This is a genomic window from Kitasatospora albolonga, assembly GCF_039535905.1.
In the GTDB taxonomy this organism is placed as follows: domain Bacteria; phylum Actinomycetota; class Actinomycetes; order Streptomycetales; family Streptomycetaceae; genus Kitasatospora; species Kitasatospora albolonga.
In genome coordinates this window covers 86,316-106,170 of the sequence record NZ_BAAAYB010000154.1, presented here as the reverse complement: position 1 = coordinate 106,170, position 19,855 = coordinate 86,316, and the positions used below count along the sequence as shown (strand labels likewise).

Below are 19,855 nucleotides of genomic sequence, written 5' to 3'. Positions count from 1 at the left end.
GCTGTCGGTCTGACGGTCTACCAGTTGCCCCAGGTCCCGGTGGACCAGAGGGCCCGGCCCGCGGCGTCGTAGACCACGAAGTTGCCGTCGTCCTGGAGCTTGGCCCTGGCCTGGGTCCGGACGTCGACGCCGTTGGACCAGATCCGGCCCTGCCGGGGGTCGCTGACCAGGAACTCGCCGGTGCCGTAGGGCAGGCCCGCCGTGGCACCCGGGTGGTTCCAGGTACCGGTGGCCCACAGCGCCTGGCCGTCCCGCTTGCGGTAGAGCACCAGGTTCCCGTCCGACTGCATCACCAGCCAGACGGACTTCGAGTCGGTGCGGGAGCCGGAGCCGAGGCCGGTCACGTTGTCGGGCGTGCCGTAGCGGCTGGTACCGCTCTGCCAGCTCCGGTGGCCGATGGTGGCGCTGGTGACGTAGACCGTCCCGTCCAGCAGTTGGAGGCGTGCCCCCGGGCTGTTCCAGGTGCCGCTGGACCAGAGCGCGTCGCCCGGGCCGCTGCCGTTCTGACGGTAGATCACGAAATTGCCGTCCGCCTGCATGACGGCGTACGCACCCCAGTTGTTGTACGTCCCGCTCGCCCACAGCGGGACGGCGTTCTGCCCGGACGGACCGACCAGGTACAGCACCAGGTTCCCGTCCCCCTGCATCACCAGACGGGACTCGCCGTCGGCCAGGCTCTCCCCCGGGCCCAGCCGCTTGCCGGCCTCCAGGTACACCGGGCCGGCCGCGGCGGCCGGGGTCGTGGTCAGGGCCGGGACGGCCGTGGCCAGCAGGGCGGCTCCGAGCAGCGCGGCTGCCCGTCCGCGCAGCGTCTTCTTCATGGTCGTGATCCCCCTCGTGTGTCGGCCCCTTTCCTACACCGGGCACGGACGGACGCCGACACCGGGGGCCGACGACGCGTCAGCGGATCAGGTGGGGGAGGAAGCGGGCGCCCTGGTGGGTGATGGGGGAGTCGTCGGTCTCGCGGATGCCGAGGCCGGCGGCCTCGCCGTCGACGACCCAGGTGCCGAGGACCGGGCGGTTGCCGTCGAAGTCGGGGAGGGGACAGAGCTGCTGGTAGCAGAAGCCCTCCTTGCCGTAGCGGTCCGGGTCGCCGGCCCACTCGGCCAGTCTGGTCTCGTGGCCGTCGGGTTCGACGATCCGCACGCCCGCGCCCTCCCGGCCGAGCAGCGGCTTCATCGCGTAGCCGGTGGCGGCGAGTTCGCGGGGGCCGTCCAGGTAGGCGGGGAGCAGGTTGGGGTGGCCGGGGTTGAGCTCCCAGAGGACCGCGAGCAGCGCCTTGTTGGAGAGCAGCATCTTCCACGGCGGTTCGATCCACAGGGTGTTGCCGGTGGAACCGCCCAGGTCGACGCCGGAGAGCAGGGCGGGGGTGAACTCCTCCTCGGTGAGCCACTCCCAGGGGTAGAGCTTGAAGAGCGAGCGGATGTAGCGCTGCTCCAGGTCGACGAAGCGGCCGGTCAGGCCGTCCAGGCCGATGTCCTCGACGGCGATGCCGATGGTCTCCAGGCCGGCCTGCTCCGCGGTCTCCTGGAGGTAGAGGGTGGTCATCCAGTCCTCGCCCTCGGTGTCGCCGCGGGAGTGGGCGAAGTGCACGGGGCCGGGCGGCAGCAGGTGCTTCTGCCGCTCCCAGGAGGCGACCAGGCGCTCGTGCAGCGAGTTCCACTGGTCGGCGCCGGGGAAGAGCTGCTCCATCCAGAACCACTGCGGACCGGCCGCCTCGATCAGCGAGGTCGGGGTGTCCGCGTTGTACTCGAACAGCTTGGCCGGGCCGGTGCCGTCGTAGGCCAGGTCGAACCGGCCGTAGACGGAGGGCTGCTCGTCGCGGCGCCGCCAGGACTCGGCGATCATCGCCGTCACCCGGGGATCGGTCAGGCCGTAGTCGGCGTACCGCTCCGTCCGCACCACGTGGTCGGCGGCCTCCAGGCAGAGCTCGTGCAGCTCCTCGACCACCTCCTCCAGTGCCTCCACCTCGGGCAGCGAGAACTCGTAGTAGGCGCTCTCGTCCCAGTAGGCGTGCGGGCCGCCCTGGTTGCAGGGGTCCTGGCAGACGGCGTAGATCAGGCCCTGGGACTCGACGGTGGGCTGCCAGTCGGGGCGCGGGGTGATGGTGTGACGGCGCATCGGGTGCTCAGCCCCCGCCGGAGCCGGAGGAGCCGGACGGGCAGCCGAAGCCACCGCGCTTGGTGTCGGCCTTGACGAAGGTGCCGCCGGTGGCGCTGAGCGAGCCGGAGCCGCAGTAGTACCAGCGGCCGGCCGAGGTCTTGCTGTCGGTGCAGGAGTGGTTGTCCAGCACCTTGAGGCTGCCCGGGTCGACGCAGCGGCGCGGGGCGCTGCTGTTCGAGGAGCAGCTCGTCAGTGCGAGGGCCAGCGTGCCGACCATGCCCAGCGCGACGAAGCCCGATCTGCGGCGGTCGGGAACGGGAGTGGAGGTCATGGCGGGAGATGCTACTGGGAAGGGTCCCAAAGGGAACCCGATGGGATATCTTTTGCCGATCCTTGAGCCAGGGATTCCGACTCTTTCCACTCCGGGGGGCCACCCAGTGAACGACATCGTCAACGGCCTCGGCGCCGCCGCCGTCTTCGGGGCGGTGGGCGTGGTCCTGCTGCTGCTCGGCGTCGGCCTGGTGGACCTGCTGACCCCCGGGAAGCTGAGCCACCAGATCTGGGTGGACCGCAACCGCAACGCCGCCCTGGTGCTCAGCTCCGCACTGCTCGGGATCGGCGGGATCGTCTTCACCGCGATCATGTACACCTACGACGACTTCGGCAAGGGCCTGGCCACCACCGCGGCCTTCGGCGTGCTCGGCCTGGTGCTGATGGCGGTGGCCTTCTGGCTGCTGGACGTGCTGACGCCGGGCAAGCTGGGCGCCATCCTGGTCGACCCGGAGCCGCACCCGGCGGTCTGGGTGACCGCCAGCATGAACCTCGCGGTGGCCGCGATCATCGCCGCCTCGATCGCCTGACATCGCCTGACATCGCCTGACATCGCATCGCGCACAGGACCCCCTGGAGCCTCTGCTCCAGGGGGTCCTGTCGTTCCGTCAGCGCCGCGGCGTCAGCCCTCCAGGAAGGCCTTGAGGGCGGCGGCCAGCAGGTACGGGTCCTCGGCGCCGCAGAGCTCGCGGGCGGAGTGCATGGAGAGCGCGGCGATGCCGCAGTCCACCGTGGTGATGCCGAGGCGGGCCGCGGTGATGGGGCCGATGGTGGTGCCGCAGGGCATCGAGTTGTTGGAGACGAAGGTCTGCCACGGCACGCCGGCCTTCTCGCAGGCGGCGGTGAAGACGGCGCGGCCGAGCGCGTCGGTGGCGTACCGGTTGTTGACGTTGACCTTGAGGATCGGGCCGCCGTTGGGCAGCGGCTGGTGGCCGGGCTCGTGGCGCTCGGTGTAGTTCGGGTGGACGGCGTGGCCCATGTCGGAGGAGAGGCAGATGGTCCCGGCCAGCGCGCGGGCGCGGTCCTCCGGAGTGCCTCCCCGCGCGTAGACACTGCGCTCCAGCACGTTCCCCAGCAGCGGGCCCTGGGCGCCGGTGTCGGACTCGCTGCCGGTCTCCTCGTGGTCGAAGGCGGCCAGCACCGGGATGCAGCCGGGCTCGCCGCCGGCCGTGGCCACCGCGGCCAGCGCGGCGGTGCCGGCGTGCACCGAGAGCAGGTTGTCCAGCCGCGGAGCGGCGAGCAGCTCGCGGTCCTTGCCCAGGTACGCGGGCGGCTGGACGTCGTGGGTCATCAAGTCCCAGCCGATCACGTCGGAGGCGGCCAGACCGGCCCGCTCGGCGACGTACTCGATCAGGGAGCCCTCGGTGACCTTGCCCAGGCCCCAGATCGGCGTGAGGTGGCGCTGCTTGTCGAGCTTCATGCCGTCGTTCACCTGGCGGTCCAGGTGGATGGCGAGCTGCGGCACGCGCAGCAGCGGCTCGTCCAGCTGAACCAGCGTCACGCTGCCGTCGCGCAGGGCGAGTCGGCCGGAGAGGCCGAGGTCGCGGTCCAGCCAGGTGTTCAGCGGGACGCCGCCGTAGATCTCCACCGCGACCTGCCGCCAGCCGGCCGAGCCGGTGTCCGGCACCGGCTTGACCCGCAGGTTCGGCGAGTCGGTGTGGGTGCCCACCACCCGGAACGGGGTCTCGGGGCCCGCGCCCTCCGGCACGTACCAGGCGATCAGCGCGCCGCCCCGGACCACGTACCGGCCGCCGGCCGCGGCGTCCCAGGCATCGGTCTCGGCCACCCGGCGGAAGCCGGCCTTCTCGAGCCGCTCGGCCGCGCTGGCCACCGCGTGGAACGGCGACGGCGATGCGCTGAGGAAGGCGATCAGGTCGTCGGTGTGCGTTCGGTCGAAGGAGGCCGGGCGGACGGCGGTCGACATGCTGCTCCTGGGTCGAGGGAGGGCTGAAGCCCGATGGGGGACCGGTCTTCGCACCCGAGCATATGCCCGTACACGGACATGACGCTGTGAACTCAACAACGGTGACACAACGGTGAAGCGCTCGTTGCCTTTCCCCCAGTCCGCTCCCCGGAATCCGTCGTTCCGGCCCTCGAAGCCGTGCCCCGATCCGTTCTCCTCCCGGCCCCAGGGGGCCCTCCGCCCGCGCGAGGCGGTGCGCCGTCTCCGCCCCCCGACCTCCGATTGTGCCGGTTCCGGCCCCAACTGACTGAGCATCCACAACAATTCACCCGGAACGGCCCGCCCACTCGACCGCGGGCCGCCTGGGGGGACGAGGGTGTCCGTGATGCGCAGGAAGAGCCCGTGGCCGGACGCCGGCGGGCCGCCGGAGGGCCACCCGCCCGGACGGTCCGCGGCTGCCCGGCGGCAGCGGGTGGTGCTGGTGGTCGCGGTGGTCTCGGCCGTGCTGTCCACCGGCGGGCTGGCGGCCACCACCCTGGTGAAGTCCCCGGCGGAGCGCGCGGCCCGGACGGCCGCGCCGCCCCGCACCCTGCTCACCGTCCCGGCCGTCAGCCGGGTGCTCAACCCCTCGGTGACGGCGCGGGCCTCGGTGTACCCGCCCACGCGGTACGACGTGGTGCCGACCGCCGCGTCGACCGAGGTCACCCAGCTCTTCCTGTCCAAGGCGGGCGCCAGGGCCGGCGACACGGTGACCGGCGGCCGGCTGCTCGCCGAGGTGTCCGGCCAGCCGGTGTACGTCCTGAGGGGCGCCGTGCCCGCGTACCGCGACCTGAAGCCCGGGGCCAGCGGTCCGGACGTGGTCGAACTACAAGAGGCCCTGGGCGAGTTGGGGCACTCGACCGGTTCGGACGAGAAGGGGACCTTCGGCCCCGGCACGAAGACGGCGGTCACGGGGTTCTACCGCCGCCTCGGGTATCCGGTCCCGGTCACCGGCCCCGCCACCCAGCAGGCGGTGGACGCCGCGCAGAAGGCGGTGGACACCGGTCGGCAGACGGTGGACGCCCTGGTCGCGCAGCGGAACTCCGGCCGGCCGGCCGGGACGCCGTCCGAGCAGCCGTCCGTCGGAGCCGGCCTCGACCAGCAGATCGCCGCCGCCAGGAAGCAGGTGACGGCCGACCAGGCGGCGCTGGCCCGGGCCGTGGCGGTGAACGGCCCGATGGTGCCGGCCGCCCACGTGGTCTTCCTGCCCGCCCTGCCGGCCACCGTCACGGCCGTGAACGGCTCGGTCGGGGCCCCGGTCGCGGGTGCCCTGCTCTCGCTCACCAGCGGCGGACTGACCGTCACGGGCCAGCTGCCCCCGGCCCAGGCGGCCGCGGTCAAGGCCGGCATGGCGGTCGAGGTCCTGGACGAGGAGACCGGCACCAAGCTCACCGGCAGGGTCGCCGAGCTGGGCGCGCCGACCACCACCCCGCCGGCCGGCAAGGTGATCGCGCTCGGCGGGGCCGCCGCCGGTCAGAACGCCGGTGGCGCCGCCCCCGCGCCGGCCCAGGGGGGCGGGGCCCCGGCCGGCCCCTCGTACATCCCGGTCACCGTGACCCCCGACAGCCCGCTGCCGGCCGCGCTGAGCGGCAGGAACGTCCGGATCACCATCCTCAAGGACACCGCCGGCCGGCCGGTCACCGCCGTCCCGGTGGCGGCGGTCTTCACCGACACGGCCGGACGGACCGCCGTCAGCACCGTGGGGGCCGGCGGTCTGCGAGCCGACGTGCCGGTCACCACCGGCGTCAGCGCCGACGGCCTGGTCGGCGTCGTCCCCGACATCGAGGGTGCCCTGAAGCCCGGCGACCAGGTGGTGGTCGGCTCATGAGCCCGGCCACCGGGGCGCCCGCCCCGACCGCCGGTACGCCGACCGAGGCGGCCGGTCCGCCCGCCCGGACCACCGGCGCGCCCGCGGACGGGCCTCCCGTCATCCGGCTGGCCGGCGTCGGCCGCAGCTTCGCCGGGCAGCCGCCCGTGGTCGCGCTGCGGCCCGCCGACCTGACGGTCCGCCAGGGCGAGTACGTCTCCGTCACCGGGCCGTCGGGCTCGGGGAAGTCCACCCTGCTGCACCTGCTCGGCCTGCTCGACACCCCCACCGAGGGGCGGTACGAGCTCGACGGCATCGAAACCGGCGCGCTGCGCGACCGCGACCGGTCCACGCTGCGCGGGCGCCGGATCGGCTTCGTCTTCCAGTCCTTCCACCTGCTGCCGCACCGCACCGCCGAGGAGAACGTGGTGCTGGCCCAGGTCTACAACCGGGTGCCCCGGGCCCAGCGGGCCGGGGCGGCCCGGGAGGCGCTGCGGCTGGTCGGGCTGGGCCACCGGCTGGGCGCGCTGCCGACCACCATGTCGGGCGGCGAGCGCCAGCGGGTCGCCATCGCCCGGGCCCTGGTGAACCGGCCGAGCCTGCTGCTGTGCGACGAACCGACCGGGAACCTGGACTCCGCCAACGCCGAGGCGGTGCTCGCGCAGTTCGACGGGCTGCACGGCCAGGGCTACACCCTGGTGGTCATCACCCACGACCCGGCGGTGGCGGCCCGGGCCGGCCGGCAGGTGGCGATCCGGGACGGCGTGCTCTCCGAGACCTCGGAGGTGGTCCGCTGATGGCCCGTCACCCGCTGCCGGAGCCCGGCTCCCGGCTCGGCCCGCGGGACCTGTGCGCCGAGGCCCTGGCCGGCATCCTCCAGCGCCCCGGCCGGTCGGTCCTCACCGTGCTGGGGACGGTGCTCGGCATCGGCGCCTTCGTGGCGGTGCTGGGCCTCACCGCGACCGCCTCCGGACGGATCGGCGAGCAGTTCGACCTGACCAGGGCCACCACCGTGAACGTCGCCGACCGCCCGCGGACCGACGGCGTCCGCCCCGGCACCAACCCGCCACCGAGCTTCCCCGAGGACGCGGACGCCCGTCTCGCCGGGATCGACGGCGTCACCGCGGCCGGCGTCTGGTGGCCGCTCCCCGCCAACCCGGTGCTCTCGGCCCGCCCCACCGAGGCGCAGAGCGCCGGCACCGGCCTCACCGTCTTCGCGGCCACCCCGGGCGCGGTCGCCGCGATGGCCCCCACGCTGGTGGGCGGCGTGACCGTGGACGCCTTCGCGCAGCGGACGGCGCAGCCGGTGGTGATGCTCAGTCAGGCCGCCGCCAAGCGGCTCGGGGTGAGCCGGCTGGAGGTGCAGCCGGCCGTCTTCCTGGACGGGCTGCCGTACACGGTGATCGGGATCTACTCGGACGTCCAGCGGCTGCCCGCCACCCTGCTCGGGGTGATCGTCCCGGCGAGCACGGCGCTGGAGCGCTACGGCAACCCCGGCACCGAGCCCGACCGCAGCGCCCAGGGGCTGATCGCCACCCGCACCGGCGCGGCCGCGGTGGTGGCCGAGCAGGTCGCGACCGCCCTGCGCCCGGACTCCCCCGGTTCCTTCGCCGTCACCCCGCCGCCCGATCCGCACGGCCTGCGCGACCGGGTCACCTCGGACCTGACCGGGCTCTTCCTGGCGCTGGCCGCGATCTGCCTGCTGGTCGGCGCGGTGGGCATCGCCAACACCACCCTGGTGGCCGTGCTGGAGCGCACCGAGGAGATCGGCCTGCGCCGCGCGCTCGGCGCCAGGACCAGGCACATCGCGGGCCAGTTCCTCACCGAGTCGACCGTGCTGGGCACCCTCGGCGGCCTGGTCGGCACCAGCCTCGGCGTGCTGACGGTGCTGGTGGTGGCGGCCGCCCGGGACTGGACGGCGGTCATGCACCCGGCCACCACCCTGCCCGCTCCGCTGATCGGCTCGGTGACCGGCCTGCTGGCCGGCCTCTACCCGTCGCTGCGGGCGGCCCGCACCGACCCGCTGAAGGCGCTGCGCGGCGGCGGCTGAACCCCGGTCCGGCCGGACCGGGCCCGGCGGCCGCGGACGCACCACGGGGCCCGGTCCAGTCGGACCGGGCCCCGGGTGCTGAGGGTGTGTCAGGCAGTCTTCCGGGCGAGGCCTAGAAGGCCTCCTCCGCCAGCTCCATGAGCTCGTTGTCGATGCCCTCGGCGATCAGGCGCTGCGGGGTGACCGTCGGCAGGACGTTGCGGGCGAAGAACTTCGCGGCCGCGACCTTGCCCTGGTAGAACGGCACGTCCTTGGCGGTGGCACCGGCCTCCAGCTTGGCCAGCGCCACGGAGGCCTGACGGAGCAGCAGCCAGCCGACCACCACGTCGCCCGAGGCCATCAGCAGGCGGGTGGTGTTCTGGCCCACCTTGTACATGTTCTTGACGTCCTGCTCGACCGAGGAGAGGTCGGCCAGCAGCTTGCCGACGATCGCCTCCAGGTCGCCGGCCGCCTTGCCGAGCAGCTCGCGCTCGGCCGCCAGGGCCTCGCCGCCCTCGCCGGTGGCCAGGAACTTCTTGATCTGCTCGGAGACCACGGTGAGCGCCTGGCCGCCGTCCTTGACGATCTTCCGGAAGAAGAAGTCCAGGCCCTGGATCGCGGTGGTGCCCTCGTACAGGGTGTCGATCTTGGCGTCGCGGATGTACTGCTCGATCGGGTACTCCTGCAGGAAGCCGGAGCCGCCGAAGGTCTGCAGGGACTGGGCGAGCTGCTCGTAGGACTTCTCCGAGCCGTAGCCCTTGACGATCGGGAGCAGCAGGTCGTTCAGGCGCTCGGCGGCGTCGTCGTGCTCGCCGCGCAGGCGGGCGGCCATCACGTCGTCCTGGACGGAGGCGGTGTAGAGCACCAGGGCGCGCATGCCCTCGGCGTACGCCTTCTGGGTCAGCAGCGAGCGGCGCACGTCCGGGTGGTGGGTGATGGTGACGCGCGGCGCGGTCTTGTCCAGGAACTGCGAGATGTCGGCGCCCTGCACGCGCTCCTTGGCGTACTCCAGCGCGTTCAGGTAGCCGGTGGAGAGGGTGGCGATGGCCTTCGTGCCGACCATCATCCGGGCGAACTCGATGATCTTGAACATCTGGCGGATGCCGTCGACGGTCTCGCCGACCAGCCAGCCCTTGGCGGGGTGCTTGGCGCCGAAGGTCATCTCGCAGGTGTTGGAGGCCTTGAGGCCCATCTTGTGCTCGACGTTGGTGGCGTAGGCGCCGTTGCGCTCGCCCAGCTCGCCGGTCTCCCAGTCGAAGTCGAACTTGGGGACGATGTACAGGCCCAGGCCCTTGGTGCCCGGCTTGCCGCCCTCGGGGCGGGCCAGCACCAGGTGGATGATGTTCTCGGACATGTCGTGCTCGCCCGAGGTGATGAAGCGCTTGACGCCCTCGATGTGCCAGGAGCCGTCCTCCTGCTTGATCGCCTTGGTGCGGCCGGCGCCCACGTCCGAACCGGCGTCCGGCTCGGTCAGCACCATGGTGGCGCCCCACTGGCGGTCGACCATGTGCTTGGCGACCTTGTGCTGCTCCTCGGTGCCCTCGTCGTAGACGACGCCGGCGAAGGCCGGACCGGAGGAGTACATCCAGATGGCGGGGTTGGAGCCCAGGATCTGCTCGGCGTAGGCCCAGATCAGCGAGGACGGGGTGACCTGGCCGCCGATCGCCTCCGGGATGCCCAGACGCCACCACTCGGCGTCCATGTACGCCTGGTAGCTCTTCTTGAAGGTCTCCGGGATCGGAGCGGTGTTGGTCTCCGGGTCGAAGACCGGCGGGTTGCGGTCGGTGTCGGCAAAGGAGGCGGCGAGGTCGTTCTCGGCCAGCCGGGAGATCTCGCTGAGGATGTTCTTCGCGGTCTCGACGTCCATGTCGGCGTACGGACCGGTGCCGTAGACCTGGTCACGACCGAACACCTCGAAGAGGTTGAACTCCACGTCGCGCAGGTTGGACTTGTAGTGACCCATGACCGTTTCTCCGGTTCGTCGCTTCCGCGGGTCCGCCACCTTCGAGCGCCCCACTTACCCACCAGTAGGCACCATGATGCTACCCGTAAGTAACATGCACAAGCCCCTGGAGCCGAAGGGGCTATGAAGAGGGTCACGTCCGCCGATAACCTTGACCCCGTGTACGGCTACGAGCAGACCGGGTACCAGGGCGACCCCTACCAGCAGCAGGCGCAGCAGCAGCACGCCCAGCAGCAGGGGATGAACGGCATGCCGGGCCCCGGCCAGTACGGCGAACAGCCTCCGCAGGCCGCCCCCCAGCAGTCTCTCTACCCGGAACCCTCGCCGCCATCCCTCGCGGACGCGGTCCGGGCCTTCACCACCGGCGCCATGCCGGTCGAGGACTTCCAGGCGATCTTCATCACCTCCAAGGTCCACTGCCCGCGCGGCGACCGCCCCGGCTTCCTGGCGCTGCACAACACGCCGACCCCGGTGATCCCGATGTTCAGCTCGCTCAAGGAGCTGCGCCGCTACGCCGGCAAGGACTCCAAGCACTTCAGCGTCACCGGCGCCGAGGTCCTCGACCTGCTGCCGACCGGCTACGGCTTCGCCCTCGACATGGAGGGCGAGCACCGGATGGTGTTCGACGCCAAGGCGGTGGAGCAGATGGTCGACTTCACCATGCGGCGGATGTACGGCTGAGCCCCCTCGGGGATCCCCCAGGGGAGGCCCATGACCCAATGGTTCAACTTTCAACTTGATTGTTGTTGAGGATTGAACTACATTGGCCGACGTAGGCCAGAGAACCCCGAAGAAGGAGGCCGACATGCCCGCCGTGACCGTCGAGAACCCGCTGACCCTTCCGCGCGTCGCCACCCCGGACGCCGCGACCAACACCCCTCGACCGGTGCTCGCGGTGGTCACCGCCCCGGAGGGCTTCGAGGGCGAGGGCTTCCCGGTCCGCCGGGCCTTCGCCAAGATCAACACCAAGTACCTCGACCCGTTCATCATGATGGACCAGATGGGCGAGGTGGAGTACGCCGCCGGAGAGCCCAAAAGTTAGTCCAGTTGGGGGACTACTCGCAAGGGGAGTCCTGACCTGCGGAAACGCAGCTGACCGTCCAAGCCCGAACCTTCTGAGGAGGCCGACATGCCTGCCGTGACCGTAGAGAACCCGCTGATCCTGCCGCGCATCGCGGCCGCCACCGAGGGCGCCCAGGGCCGCCCCGTCCTGGCCGTCGCCACCGCGCCCGAGGGCTTCGAGGGGGAGGGCTTCCCGGTCCGCCGAGCCTTCGCCAAGATCAATCAGAAGTACCTCGACCCGTTCATCATGATGGACCAGATGGGCGAGGTCGACTATGCCGCTGGGGAGCCGAAGGGGACCCCTTGGCATCCGCATCGCGGCTTCGAGACGGTCACCTACATCATCGACGGGACCTTCATCCACCGGGACTCGCACGGTGGCGGTGGCACCATCACCGACGGCGACACCCAGTGGATGACGGCCGGCTCCGGCCTGCTGCACATCGAGACCCCGCCGGAGTCGCTGGTCATGTCGGGCGGCCTCTTCCACGGCCTTCAGCTGTGGGTCAACCTGCCCGCCTCGGACAAGATGATCGCGCCCAAGTACCAGGACATCCGCGGCGGCAGCGTGAAGCTGCTGGCCTCCGCCGACGGTGGCGCGCTGGTTCGGGTGATCGCCGGTGAGATCGACGGCCACCAGGGCCCTGGTGCCACCCACACGCCGATCACCATGACCCACATCTCGGTCAACCCGGGTGCCCAGATCACCATCCCGTGGCGCACCGACTTCAACGCCCTCGCCTACGGCCTGGCTGGCAGCGGCACGGCGGGCGAGGAGCACCGCCCGTTCCACATGGGCCAGGCCGTCGTCTTCGGCGAGGGCGACTTCCTCACCATCCGCGCCGACGAGAAGCAGGACTCCCGCAACGCCACCTTCGAGGTCGTCCTCCTCGGCGGCCTCCCCATCCGCGAGCCCGTTGCCCACTACGGCCCGTTCGTGATGAATAGCCACCGCGAACTCCAGCAGGCCATGGAGGACTTCCAGGCCGGCCGTCTGGGCACCATTCCCGCAGCTTGACGCAAAGGCGCGGGCGTCTGATCGATCATCAGATGCCCGCGCCTTCTGCGTCACAGCCCCGAGCGAGGGCGCTATTCGTCACTCTGACGCAAATTCGGCCGAGCAGGCCCACCACAGCCTCGTCTCTGACATGCTGGGAGTCCGTCGAGAGGGGCCGCAGCGATGCAGTGGAAGATCCACGGGGAACGTCCGATCTACGAGAACCCATGGGTGAACCTGTGGATGGTCGATGTTGAACAACCCGATGGGCACCGCTGGGAGCACCACGTCTTGAAGCTGCGGCACCTGGCCGTGGCCGCAGTGGTGGACAGCGAGAAGCGGGTGCTGATGATGTGGCGGCACCGCTTCATCACCGACTCGTGGGCCTGGGAGCTGCCCATGGGCTTGATCGAGGCCGACGAGACTCCGGCGGAAGCCGCATCCCGCGAGGTGCTGGAGGAGACCGGCTGGACGGCCAGTGGCATCCGACCGTTGATCTACGCCCAGCCTGCGAACGGCATCACGGATTCCGAGCACTTCGTTTTCCGTGCCGATGCGGTCGAGTACGCGGGCCCTCCGAGTGAACGCAACGAATCCGATCGGATCGAGTGGATTCCGCTGTCCGAGCTGCGCGGCATGATCGACCGGCGGGAGATCGTCAGCAGCGGTTCGCTCGTTGGGGTGCTGTACCTGTTGCTGGACGAAGCTGGCCTCTGACTCAGGCGGCCAATTCGCCGATCCGGCTGACCAGTTCGGCCACCGGAGGGGCATAAGCGTACGGCTTGAGCAACTGTCGGAACTCTCCGAGGTGCGCGGTGACCCTCGGAGAGTCCACGGCCGCCGCGAGGTCCAGGGCCTCTCCTGCCGTGGCGCAGGCCAACTCCACGTCCCGGAGATGGAGTTGGGTTCGGGCCAGCCAGAACGTGTGAAACGCCCGGCCTCGCAGGTTCGCCGTCGGCTCGATCCGCAGCGCCTCGGCGATCAGGGGCTCCGCCGCGACCGCGTCCCCAAGCTGCCCCAAGGCAATTCCGGTGTCCACGGTGAGCTTCGTCTGGTCGAAGTACTGGACCCAAGCGGGATCGTCATCCGACTGGCTGATCATCCCGAAGTAGCGGTGGGCCTCGTTGATCGCCTGGTGGGTTGCCTGCTTGTCCTGGGCACTGGCGTGGGCGAAGGCTTCACGGGTCGAGAGCATGGCCAGCAGCCTCGGGGTGCCGCCGTCGAGGAGCGCGCTGTCCTGGGCGGCCCGCGCCAGGGTGATGGCGTCGTTGGCCCTGTCCTGGTAGGTCGCTTGGAGGCTGAGGCACGCGAGCACGTTGGCGACGAATGGGCTGTCCTCGATCTCGCGTGCCAGCCGGAGGGACTCCGTGAAGTAGCTCTGAGCGGTCCTGTGCTGCCGCGCGTCGAAGTAGGTCCAGCCGGTGAGGCGCGCGAGTTCAGCCGCGATCCCGTGAAGGCTACGCCGGTAGTTGGGATCGGCGGTCTCTCGCAACACACCCATGACGTACCTGAGTTGCCCGATCACTGCTGGCCGGAGAGCTTCACCGCCATGCTCGTCGTCACGCCGCCAGTAGTCCTCGATGGACGCTTGGAGCGACCGCAGCACGGTCGGCGTCACCCTGGTGCCGGCCGCGATGGACAGGATCTCGTCCAACCCTGATCCGGGCAGGGGAACCGGTGGCATCCAGGGCTCCACGATCATCGGAGCGGCCGGGACCACCGGCTTCTGAGCGGCGGCCTTCGGGCGCTCCCACTCCCGTCGCGCGAGGCCAAGCAAGTGGCCAGGAATCCGGAGTCCGTCCGCGATGCGCTCGATGACGGTCATGTTGGTGATCTGCCGTCGGCCCGACATGACTTCGCCGACCCTGCTGGGCGTCATCTCGCACACCCGGGCGATCCGGGACGAGTGGAATCCGCCTTTAGACCTGGCGAGTTGAAAGATCCGTGCGAAGTCACGGGCACGGCACGCAGTGATCATTTCTGGGTCTGCCAGCAGGCGGCCCGGAAGCCCTGGCGGCGCAGTGGAATCAGTCATATCCGGCACCCCCACCGCCGGGACGATCATCGCTCACTGTCACGCGGGATAACTGACCGCGAGTTTACCCACCATGGGTACCCATGCTGGCCTTATCCGTGAACTGACTGGGCGGCGATTGTGGTTGTCAGCCGCCGGAGCCCCGGCGGCAGTCACCGGATCGGGAGTTCTTCATGTCTGAGAACCTCACCAACAACACGGAGCTGGACGGCGACGCCCTGCTCCTGTCCCGTTCGAAGGTCGCCGCGGCCCGCTTGCGCGACGAGCAGCCCTCGGACGGCGGTTCCACCGGTCGCAGCGACGTCAACGACTGACGGCTGCACTCATGACCGCCGAGCAGCCCTCGGTGGTTGAGCGTCTGGGCGGGGATGACTTCCTCGCCCAGACGCTCGGCCGCAGCTACAAGGTCGTACGTGGTGACGCCACGTCAACCGCCGGCCTCTTCGGCTGGGATGACTTGAACGCCATCCTGGCCGTCCACCGGCTCGAATCCCCTCGCTTCCGCCTGGCCGCCGACGGCGCCCAGCTCCCGACGCACCTGTACTCCCGGCCGGTGGTCACCCGGCGGAGCACGGTGTGGAACCAGCTCCAGCCCTCCGCACTCCACCAGCAACTCGCTCAAGGAGCCACCCTGGTCCTGGACGCGGTGGACGAACTCCACCAGGGCATCGGTGGGTTGGCCATGGACCTGGAGCGCTGGCTGCGCACCGGGGTGCAGACCAACCTCTACGCCTCGTGGACCAGCACCGAGGGTTTCGGGGTCCACTGGGACGACCACGACGTGGTGGTCCTCCAGCTCGACGGTGCGAAGCGCTGGCGGATCTACGGTCCGACCCGCGTCGCCCCGATGCACCGTGACGTGGACTCCCCCGAGCTTCCACCGGAGACCCCGATCGCGGAACTGGTCCTCACCGCCGGCGACCTCCTGTACCTGCCGCGCGGCTGGTGGCACGCCGTCTCCGCATCCGAGGGGCAGCACTCCCTCCACCTCACGTGCGGGATGCAGAGCACAACCGGGGCGGACCTGATCACCTGGCTGTCGGAGGCCCTACGCGCTCACGAGGGCGTCCGGGTGGACGTGCCACGCTTCGGCACCGCAGCCGAACAGCGGTCCTTCCTTCGCGACCTCGCCAAGCTCGTCGCCTCCGAGTTGGAGAGCCCTGACCTGATCACCCGGTTCGCCGCGAGCCGGGATGCGACCGAGCGAGCGCGTCTCGCCCCTTCGCTGCCCTACATCACCGCAGCCCCGCCGAACCCCGACCTGCGGGTACGCCTGGTCACCACGCGCGCCGTACTCGACTCCGGAGACGGGACCACGGCGCGGCTGATCGCGGGCGGGGAGGAGTGGACGTTCGCCGCGAAGGCCGAACCGATGCTCGCCCTGCTGCTCGACGGGGCCATGCACCGGCTCGCCGACCTGGCGCAGGCCGCAGGCATCACTCCCGCCCAGGCGGCCGGCGTCGTGACGGAGCTGGTAGAAGGTCAGGTCGTCGCGATCGGAGCAGGACAGTGACGGCGCGTCTGGGCCTTGGCACCTATCGGTGCCGGGACGTGCGGCGGGACGCCATGATGGCGGCCTCCCTCGGAGCGGACTGGGTGGACACCGCCCCGAACTACGCGCACGGCCAGGCCGAGAACGCGCTCGCTCCGGTGCTCGTCCGCCACCCGGACCTGAAGGTCTCCACCAAGGTCGGGTTCGTCCCCGCCGACACGGGGCGGATCGCGGTACGAGCCGGGATGCTGACCCCGGAGGACGCCCGACGCGGGCACTGCCTGACCCCGGGCTACATCGCCTGGCAGGTCACCCGCAGCGCGCGTCGCCTCGGCAGGGCCCCGGACATCGTGTTCGTCCACAACCCCGAACACGACTGCCCGCCCGATGCCGTCACCGAGCGCCTTTACGCGGCCTTCCTCGCCCTGGAGGAAGCCTGCAACCAGGGCGTCATCAAGGCGTACGGGGTGGCGACCTGGCAGGGCTTCGGCACCGGCCTGTTCGATGTGGCGGACCTGGTCGCCCTCGCCGTCCGTGCCGGTGGCCTGAACCACCACCTGCGTTCGATCCAACTTCCGGTGTCCGTCGTCCACTTGGCTCCTGTCGGGCTGGCCCTCGACGGCCTGGGCGTCCTGGTGGAAGCGGCGAGCGCGGGCCTGGAGGTGTTCGCGTCGGCCCCGCTGCACGGCGGGGAGATCCCCGACATGATCGGGCCCGAACTCGCCGAGCTCATCGCCCCCGGCAGCACCCCGGCTGAGGCGGCCCTGTCCGTGGTCGCCTCAGCCCCCGGAATCTCGCGTGTCCTGCTCTCGACCGGCAACCCGCAACACTGGAGCCGCGCCGCCGATGCCGTCGGCCGCGCGCCCCTGTCGCAGGACTTGCTCCGGAAGGTCACGGATGTACTCGGAACCTGAGATCGACACCGCCACGCGGATGCGCGACGCCCACACAGCAGCCGCTTCGGCCCTCGCCGTGGCACTGGACGGGGAGCGGGAGGCGTGGGGCTGGCGCGGCCGTACCCTGGGCCGCCCGGTCACCAGCGTGAGCGGCAACGCCTGGCTGCGCCTGGTGTGCGCTCCGGTGGAGAAGGCCGGCGGGAAGATCTGGGACGGACCGCAGGAGGCCGAACGCTTCATGCCTCCTGCGGTCCCCCGCCCGCACCTTCAGGCATGGCACACCTGGACCGACGGCGGTAACGGCTACCTCGCCGAGCTGTACGACCGGATCACCGACCCGACCATCACCACTGACGGGCCGTTGCTGCGTTCGGCCCCGGCCGTCGGTGACACCTGGTGGGAATCCCTGGGCACCACGCTTACCGCTGTGGCGGCCGTGCCCACCGATCGGGTCGCCATGCGACAGGAGTACCTCGATCGGGCGATGCCGCACTACCTCGGCGACGGGTTCGACACCACCGTCCCCGCGTGGTCCACCGCCCACGGTGACCTGCACTGGGCGAACCTCACCCAGCCGACCCTGACCGTGCTCGACTGGGAGGGCTGGGGTGTGGCACCGACCGGCTACGACGCCGCCGTCCTGCACGCCTACTCACTGCTCGTCCCCGAGACCGCAGCCGAGATCCGGCACCACCTCGGCCACATCCTCGACACCCCGGCCGGGCGCTTCGCCGAACTCGTGGTCGCCACCGAGCTGCTCCAAGGCATCGAACGCGGCGACCACACCGAGCTGGAGGGCCCGCTGCGGGCTCGCATCAGTCACCTCATCGAACTCCGCGGCTGAGAGCTGCCTGCCCTCGGCACGGACGGCTTCGGCCATACCACTGGAGGGCACCTTGCAGACCACCCAGGAAAGACGATGACTGCCCTACCGGCCCCGGAGCCTCTTGCTCCGGCGGTCCGGGGCCGGTGGCGGCTGCTGCCCGGCTCGCTCGCCTCCCCCCGGACGGCGCGGGCGCTCGTCTCCACCGCGCTGGCCCGGTGGGAAGTCGGCGACCTCGAAGCGGCGGCCTTGCTGATCACCTCCGAGCTGGTCACCAACGCTGTGGTGCACACCGGCTGCCGCACCATCGGCCTGTCTCTGCACCTGGACCACCGGGCACTGCGGATCGGGGTGCGTGATTCCTCGTGGGCCGTGCCGGTTCTCCTGCCGCCCTCCGATTCGCTGACCGGCGGGAGAGGGATCGCCCTGGTGGCGGCCAACTCGATCGCATGGGGAGTGCAGCCCATGCCGTTCGGCAAACTCGTCTGGGCCGAGCTCGCCCGCCCGACCCCTTCCCAGACGCCTACGGCTTCCCCAGTCATCCGCCTACGGCCCGCACTGGTGAAGCCCTCCGGGCAGATACGGGCCGCCTCGTAGCGGCTCGCGGTCTTCCGCCGCTCCCACACGGCGGAGGCGCGGGCTCCCCCACCCGCGTAGGCCGTCCTGGCCCAACCCCCCAGGGTCGGGACGGCCCCATCGACCCCTGGCGGCACCTGCAACCGCTGGGCAGCACAACCCCCGCCCCGGTGACGTGACTTGTGGACCACGGACGACCGGGGCGGGGCCCTCCCGAAGCCAGCAGCCGATACCGAAGAACGAGACGAGCGAGATGAACGAGCCTGCCAACCCCGGGCTGGCCGCCTTTGAGGACCAGATTCGCGCTGCGGATGCTCACGCGGCCGGGTTCCTGGCTGGGCAGGGCAGAGGACTGGAGACCGCCATGCCTGCGGCCCTGGCCCCGGCGTGGCAGCGTGAAGCGGTGGCCACGATGGATGCGGCGAGGAAGCGGGACGCTCTCAAGGCGTGCCGTCACCTGACGAACGCCCCGGCGCCGGCCGCCATCCTCGTGGAAGCGCCGCATGTGCTCCACTGCCTGGACTGCTACGCCCGGCGCGACGCTGATCGTCGTTGCTCGGAGTGCGGACGGCTGGCCGGAAGGCTGTCGCTGGAGGGCGGCCTGGAGGACGTGATCCGCGGCCCGGTGGTGATCTGGTCGAGGGTGAGGTGCGCCCGCTGTGCCCGGTCGGCTACCGCGCCTGGCGGGACGTTCGGCAACGGGTAGGACAGCAGCTCATCCGTGAACTGACATGTGGGGCTCGGCGTGCGTGATGCGCCGAGCCCTTCTCGCGCTGCACGGCCGACGGGTCGTGCTGATGGGCGAGCGAAGACGGGGGCCACTCCGGCCGGGCTCCCCGATAGCTGCCGAGAGTAGGGGCGGGCGGGTTCGGTCAAGCCCGCTGATGTGTGCCTGTGCGTGGCGTCGGTGGTGAGCGTTGCGGGCTTGACGGGTTCCGTCCGCCCCGGATCATCGAGCAGCGGGGAGCCTGGACGTACGGCGATCAGCCATCGGCCTTTGCGCCTGCACCACGCTGCGGCCTGTGTCGCGCCCCGAACTTCGGTGCGGGCCCTGCTCGACCGCCACTCTCGTTTCTGCGCCGCCAGCGGGTCCGCCCATAGCGGGGCGCGAGACAGGAGCGGCGGGCGGGAACGCGGCGGCGCGCGGCCCGCCTTGGCGGGCCGCTCTTGATCCAGTAATGAAACTTTGAACACGCCCTCTTGGGCCTGCCTCGTTGAGCCCTGCTCCGAGGCCGCTTCCGCGTTCTGCCGCGAGTCCTCTTGCGTGTCGCTGCACCGGTGGGACGTCGTCGGTCATGATCCCGCCCAAGCCCAGCACCCGCCCGGCCTTCGTTCGCCTCGCTCCCGGCCCGCTTCCTGCGGCTCATGACCGCTGCTCGTTACGCCTGCTGCGCGTCGGCTCGCTGTCGTCATGCCTGGGCCGTTGACGGTCATTCCGCGGTGGCCCGTGCCGGTCCGCGACGCCTCCGCTGACGTTTCCCCGGCACCGGATCGGAAGTTCCTTTTGGCGGGTGTCACACCGTGGGCCGTTTCGGCACCTCTAGTAGCGATCCCGGGACCTGGGCTCTGCACTACCACAGGTTCGGCCCGATACGTCGGGCTCTGGATGGCTGAGAGTTGCTCTGCGCCTGCGGGATCACCGGTGCGAACGGCCCACGACATGAGGAGAGTTCATGCCACGCACGGAAGATCCGCCACGGCTGGCGGCCCTCTGGTCCTCTGCGCCCTTGCCCGCCCCGGGTGAGACCCGCGTCACAAGTGCACTCAGCGCCCTTGCCCTGCGAGGTCTGTTCGGATGCG

General features: G+C 71.0%; 19 protein-coding genes and 1 pseudogene. 14 read left to right on the top strand and 6 right to left on the bottom strand.

The genetic code is table 11. From position 1 onward, the window contains the following. Positions 1-17: 17 nt before the first annotated feature. The 3 genes from ABD946_RS40110 to ABD946_RS40100 all read right to left on the bottom strand — a co-directional run bounded on the left by ABD946_RS40110 (position 18) and on the right by ABD946_RS40100 (position 2,434). The gene (locus tag ABD946_RS40110) at positions 18-821 is read right to left on the bottom strand and encodes a hypothetical protein (protein ID WP_345290652.1); all 804 of its coding nucleotides are present in this window, start codon (positions 819-821) and stop codon (positions 18-20) included. Positions 822-900: 79 nt separating this feature from the next. Beyond that, entirely contained in the window at positions 901-2,121 is a 1,221-nt protein-coding gene (locus ABD946_RS40105) for a glutathionylspermidine synthase family protein (RefSeq protein ID WP_345290651.1), read from the bottom strand. Positions 2,122-2,128: 7 nt separating this feature from the next. Next, positions 2,129-2,434, bottom strand: a complete 306-nt coding sequence (locus ABD946_RS40100) for a hypothetical protein (RefSeq protein ID WP_345290650.1) — start codon at positions 2,432-2,434, stop codon at positions 2,129-2,131. Between the two features lie 106 nt (positions 2,435-2,540). Between ABD946_RS40100 and ABD946_RS40095 the strand changes: the two genes are divergently transcribed. Further along, complete coding sequence (locus tag ABD946_RS40095) at positions 2,541-2,963, top strand: DUF350 domain-containing protein (protein ID WP_345290649.1); 423 nt, start codon at positions 2,541-2,543, stop codon at positions 2,961-2,963. Between the two features lie 92 nt (positions 2,964-3,055). Here the strand turns inward: ABD946_RS40095 and ABD946_RS40090 are convergent, their stop codons facing one another. Continuing rightward, complete coding sequence (locus ABD946_RS40090) at positions 3,056-4,357, bottom strand: M18 family aminopeptidase (RefSeq protein ID WP_345290648.1); 1,302 nt, start codon at positions 4,355-4,357, stop codon at positions 3,056-3,058. Between the two features lie 364 nt (positions 4,358-4,721). Between ABD946_RS40090 and ABD946_RS40085 the strand changes: the two genes are divergently transcribed. The 3 genes from ABD946_RS40085 to ABD946_RS40075 are packed head-to-tail and all read left to right on the top strand — an operon-like array spanning position 4,722 to position 8,232. After that, positions 4,722-6,203, top strand: a complete 1,482-nt coding sequence (locus tag ABD946_RS40085) for a peptidoglycan-binding protein (RefSeq protein WP_345290647.1) — start codon at positions 4,722-4,724, stop codon at positions 6,201-6,203. After that, complete coding sequence (locus ABD946_RS40080) at positions 6,200-6,979, top strand: ABC transporter ATP-binding protein (protein WP_345290646.1); 780 nt, start codon at positions 6,200-6,202, stop codon at positions 6,977-6,979. The genes ABD946_RS40085 and ABD946_RS40080 overlap by 4 nt, the downstream gene beginning before the upstream one ends. Further along, complete coding sequence (locus ABD946_RS40075; RefSeq protein WP_345290645.1) at positions 6,979-8,232, top strand: ABC transporter permease; 1,254 nt, start codon at positions 6,979-6,981, stop codon at positions 8,230-8,232. Before ABD946_RS40080 ends, ABD946_RS40075 begins: the two co-directional genes overlap by 1 nt. 112 nt (positions 8,233-8,344) lie before the next feature. Here the strand turns inward: ABD946_RS40075 and ABD946_RS40070 are convergent, their stop codons facing one another. Then, positions 8,345-10,174: an acyl-CoA dehydrogenase gene (locus tag ABD946_RS40070; protein WP_345290644.1), complete on the bottom strand. Its 1,830-nt coding sequence runs from the start codon at positions 10,172-10,174 to the stop codon at positions 8,345-8,347. Between the two features lie 159 nt (positions 10,175-10,333). On the opposite strand from ABD946_RS40070, the gene ABD946_RS40065 reads away from it, so the two are divergent. The 4 genes and pseudogenes from ABD946_RS40065 to ABD946_RS40050 all read left to right on the top strand — a co-directional run bounded on the left by ABD946_RS40065 (position 10,334) and on the right by ABD946_RS40050 (position 12,950). Beyond that, on the top strand, positions 10,334-10,855 hold the full coding sequence (locus tag ABD946_RS40065; RefSeq protein ID WP_380149505.1) for an SseB family protein: 522 nt from the start codon (positions 10,334-10,336) through the stop codon (positions 10,853-10,855). A 124-nt stretch (positions 10,856-10,979) separates the two neighbouring features. Continuing rightward, positions 10,980-11,210: pseudogene (locus ABD946_RS40060) on the top strand (pirin family protein); the annotation flags it as partial. A gap of 93 nt (positions 11,211-11,303) precedes the next feature. Beyond that, positions 11,304-12,254, top strand: coding sequence for a pirin family protein (locus ABD946_RS40055; protein WP_345290643.1), 951 nt, complete (start codon positions 11,304-11,306; stop codon positions 12,252-12,254). 162 nt (positions 12,255-12,416) lie between these two features. Then, positions 12,417-12,950 carry an NUDIX hydrolase gene (locus tag ABD946_RS40050; RefSeq protein ID WP_345290642.1) on the top strand — a complete coding sequence of 178 codons (534 nt, stop codon included), beginning with the start codon at positions 12,417-12,419 and terminating at the stop codon, positions 12,948-12,950. A gap of 1 nt (position 12,951) precedes the next feature. On the opposite strand, the gene ABD946_RS40045 is transcribed toward ABD946_RS40050, so the two are convergent. After that, on the bottom strand, positions 12,952-14,268 hold the full coding sequence (locus ABD946_RS40045; protein ID WP_345290641.1) for an NsdA family TPR-like regulatory protein: 1,317 nt from the start codon (positions 14,266-14,268) through the stop codon (positions 12,952-12,954). A 173-nt stretch (positions 14,269-14,441) separates the two neighbouring features. Between ABD946_RS40045 and ABD946_RS40040 the strand changes: the two genes are divergently transcribed. The 6 genes from ABD946_RS40040 (at position 14,442) to ABD946_RS40015 (ending at position 18,761) form a co-directional block, all read left to right on the top strand. Next, positions 14,442-14,582, top strand: coding sequence for a hypothetical protein (locus ABD946_RS40040; protein ID WP_345290640.1), 141 nt, complete (start codon positions 14,442-14,444; stop codon positions 14,580-14,582). 11 nt (positions 14,583-14,593) lie between these two features. Then, positions 14,594-15,781 carry a cupin domain-containing protein gene (locus ABD946_RS40035; protein ID WP_345290639.1) on the top strand — a complete coding sequence of 396 codons (1,188 nt, stop codon included), beginning with the start codon at positions 14,594-14,596 and terminating at the stop codon, positions 15,779-15,781. A gap of 38 nt (positions 15,782-15,819) precedes the next feature. Next, complete coding sequence (locus ABD946_RS40030; RefSeq protein WP_345290638.1) at positions 15,820-16,674, top strand: aldo/keto reductase; 855 nt, start codon at positions 15,820-15,822, stop codon at positions 16,672-16,674. Then, positions 16,658-17,500, top strand: a complete 843-nt coding sequence (locus tag ABD946_RS40025) for a hypothetical protein (RefSeq protein WP_345290637.1) — start codon at positions 16,658-16,660, stop codon at positions 17,498-17,500. The genes ABD946_RS40030 and ABD946_RS40025 overlap by 17 nt, the downstream gene beginning before the upstream one ends. Before the next feature lie 75 nt (positions 17,501-17,575). Next, entirely contained in the window at positions 17,576-18,076 is a 501-nt protein-coding gene (locus ABD946_RS40020; protein WP_345290636.1) for an ATP-binding protein, read from the top strand. 232 nt (positions 18,077-18,308) lie between these two features. Continuing rightward, on the top strand, positions 18,309-18,761 hold the full coding sequence (locus ABD946_RS40015; protein ID WP_345290635.1) for a hypothetical protein: 453 nt from the start codon (positions 18,309-18,311) through the stop codon (positions 18,759-18,761). The last annotated feature ends 1,094 nt before the right edge of the window (positions 18,762-19,855 follow it).

Bases quoted from the DNA above. Each gene is read 5' to 3' on its own strand.
- ABD946_RS40040 (WP_345290640.1), top strand. From the start codon at position 14,442: ATGTCTGAGAACCTCACCAACAACACGGAGCTGGACGGCGACGCCCTG.
- ABD946_RS40075 (WP_345290645.1), top strand. From the start codon at position 6,979: ATGGCCCGTCACCCGCTGCCGGAGCCCGGCTCCCGGCTCGGCCCGCGG.
- ABD946_RS40080 (WP_345290646.1), top strand. From the start codon at position 6,200: ATGAGCCCGGCCACCGGGGCGCCCGCCCCGACCGCCGGTACGCCGACC.
- ABD946_RS40090 (WP_345290648.1), bottom strand. From the start codon at position 4,357: ATGTCGACCGCCGTCCGCCCGGCCTCCTTCGACCGAACGCACACCGAC.
- ABD946_RS40110 (WP_345290652.1), bottom strand. From the start codon at position 821: ATGAAGAAGACGCTGCGCGGACGGGCAGCCGCGCTGCTCGGAGCCGCC.
- ABD946_RS40045 (WP_345290641.1), bottom strand. From the start codon at position 14,268: ATGACTGATTCCACTGCGCCGCCAGGGCTTCCGGGCCGCCTGCTGGCA.
- ABD946_RS40015 (WP_345290635.1), top strand. From the start codon at position 18,309: ATGAACGAGCCTGCCAACCCCGGGCTGGCCGCCTTTGAGGACCAGATT.
- ABD946_RS40085 (WP_345290647.1), top strand. From the start codon at position 4,722: ATGCGCAGGAAGAGCCCGTGGCCGGACGCCGGCGGGCCGCCGGAGGGC.
- ABD946_RS40070 (WP_345290644.1), bottom strand. From the start codon at position 10,174: ATGGGTCACTACAAGTCCAACCTGCGCGACGTGGAGTTCAACCTCTTC.
- ABD946_RS40100 (WP_345290650.1), bottom strand. From the start codon at position 2,434: ATGACCTCCACTCCCGTTCCCGACCGCCGCAGATCGGGCTTCGTCGCG.
- ABD946_RS40050 (WP_345290642.1), top strand. From the start codon at position 12,417: ATGCAGTGGAAGATCCACGGGGAACGTCCGATCTACGAGAACCCATGG.
- ABD946_RS40105 (WP_345290651.1), bottom strand. From the start codon at position 2,121: ATGCGCCGTCACACCATCACCCCGCGCCCCGACTGGCAGCCCACCGTC.
- ABD946_RS40055 (WP_345290643.1), top strand. From the start codon at position 11,304: ATGCCTGCCGTGACCGTAGAGAACCCGCTGATCCTGCCGCGCATCGCG.
- ABD946_RS40025 (WP_345290637.1), top strand. From the start codon at position 16,658: ATGTACTCGGAACCTGAGATCGACACCGCCACGCGGATGCGCGACGCC.
- ABD946_RS40020 (WP_345290636.1), top strand. From the start codon at position 17,576: ATGACTGCCCTACCGGCCCCGGAGCCTCTTGCTCCGGCGGTCCGGGGC.
- ABD946_RS40035 (WP_345290639.1), top strand. From the start codon at position 14,594: ATGACCGCCGAGCAGCCCTCGGTGGTTGAGCGTCTGGGCGGGGATGAC.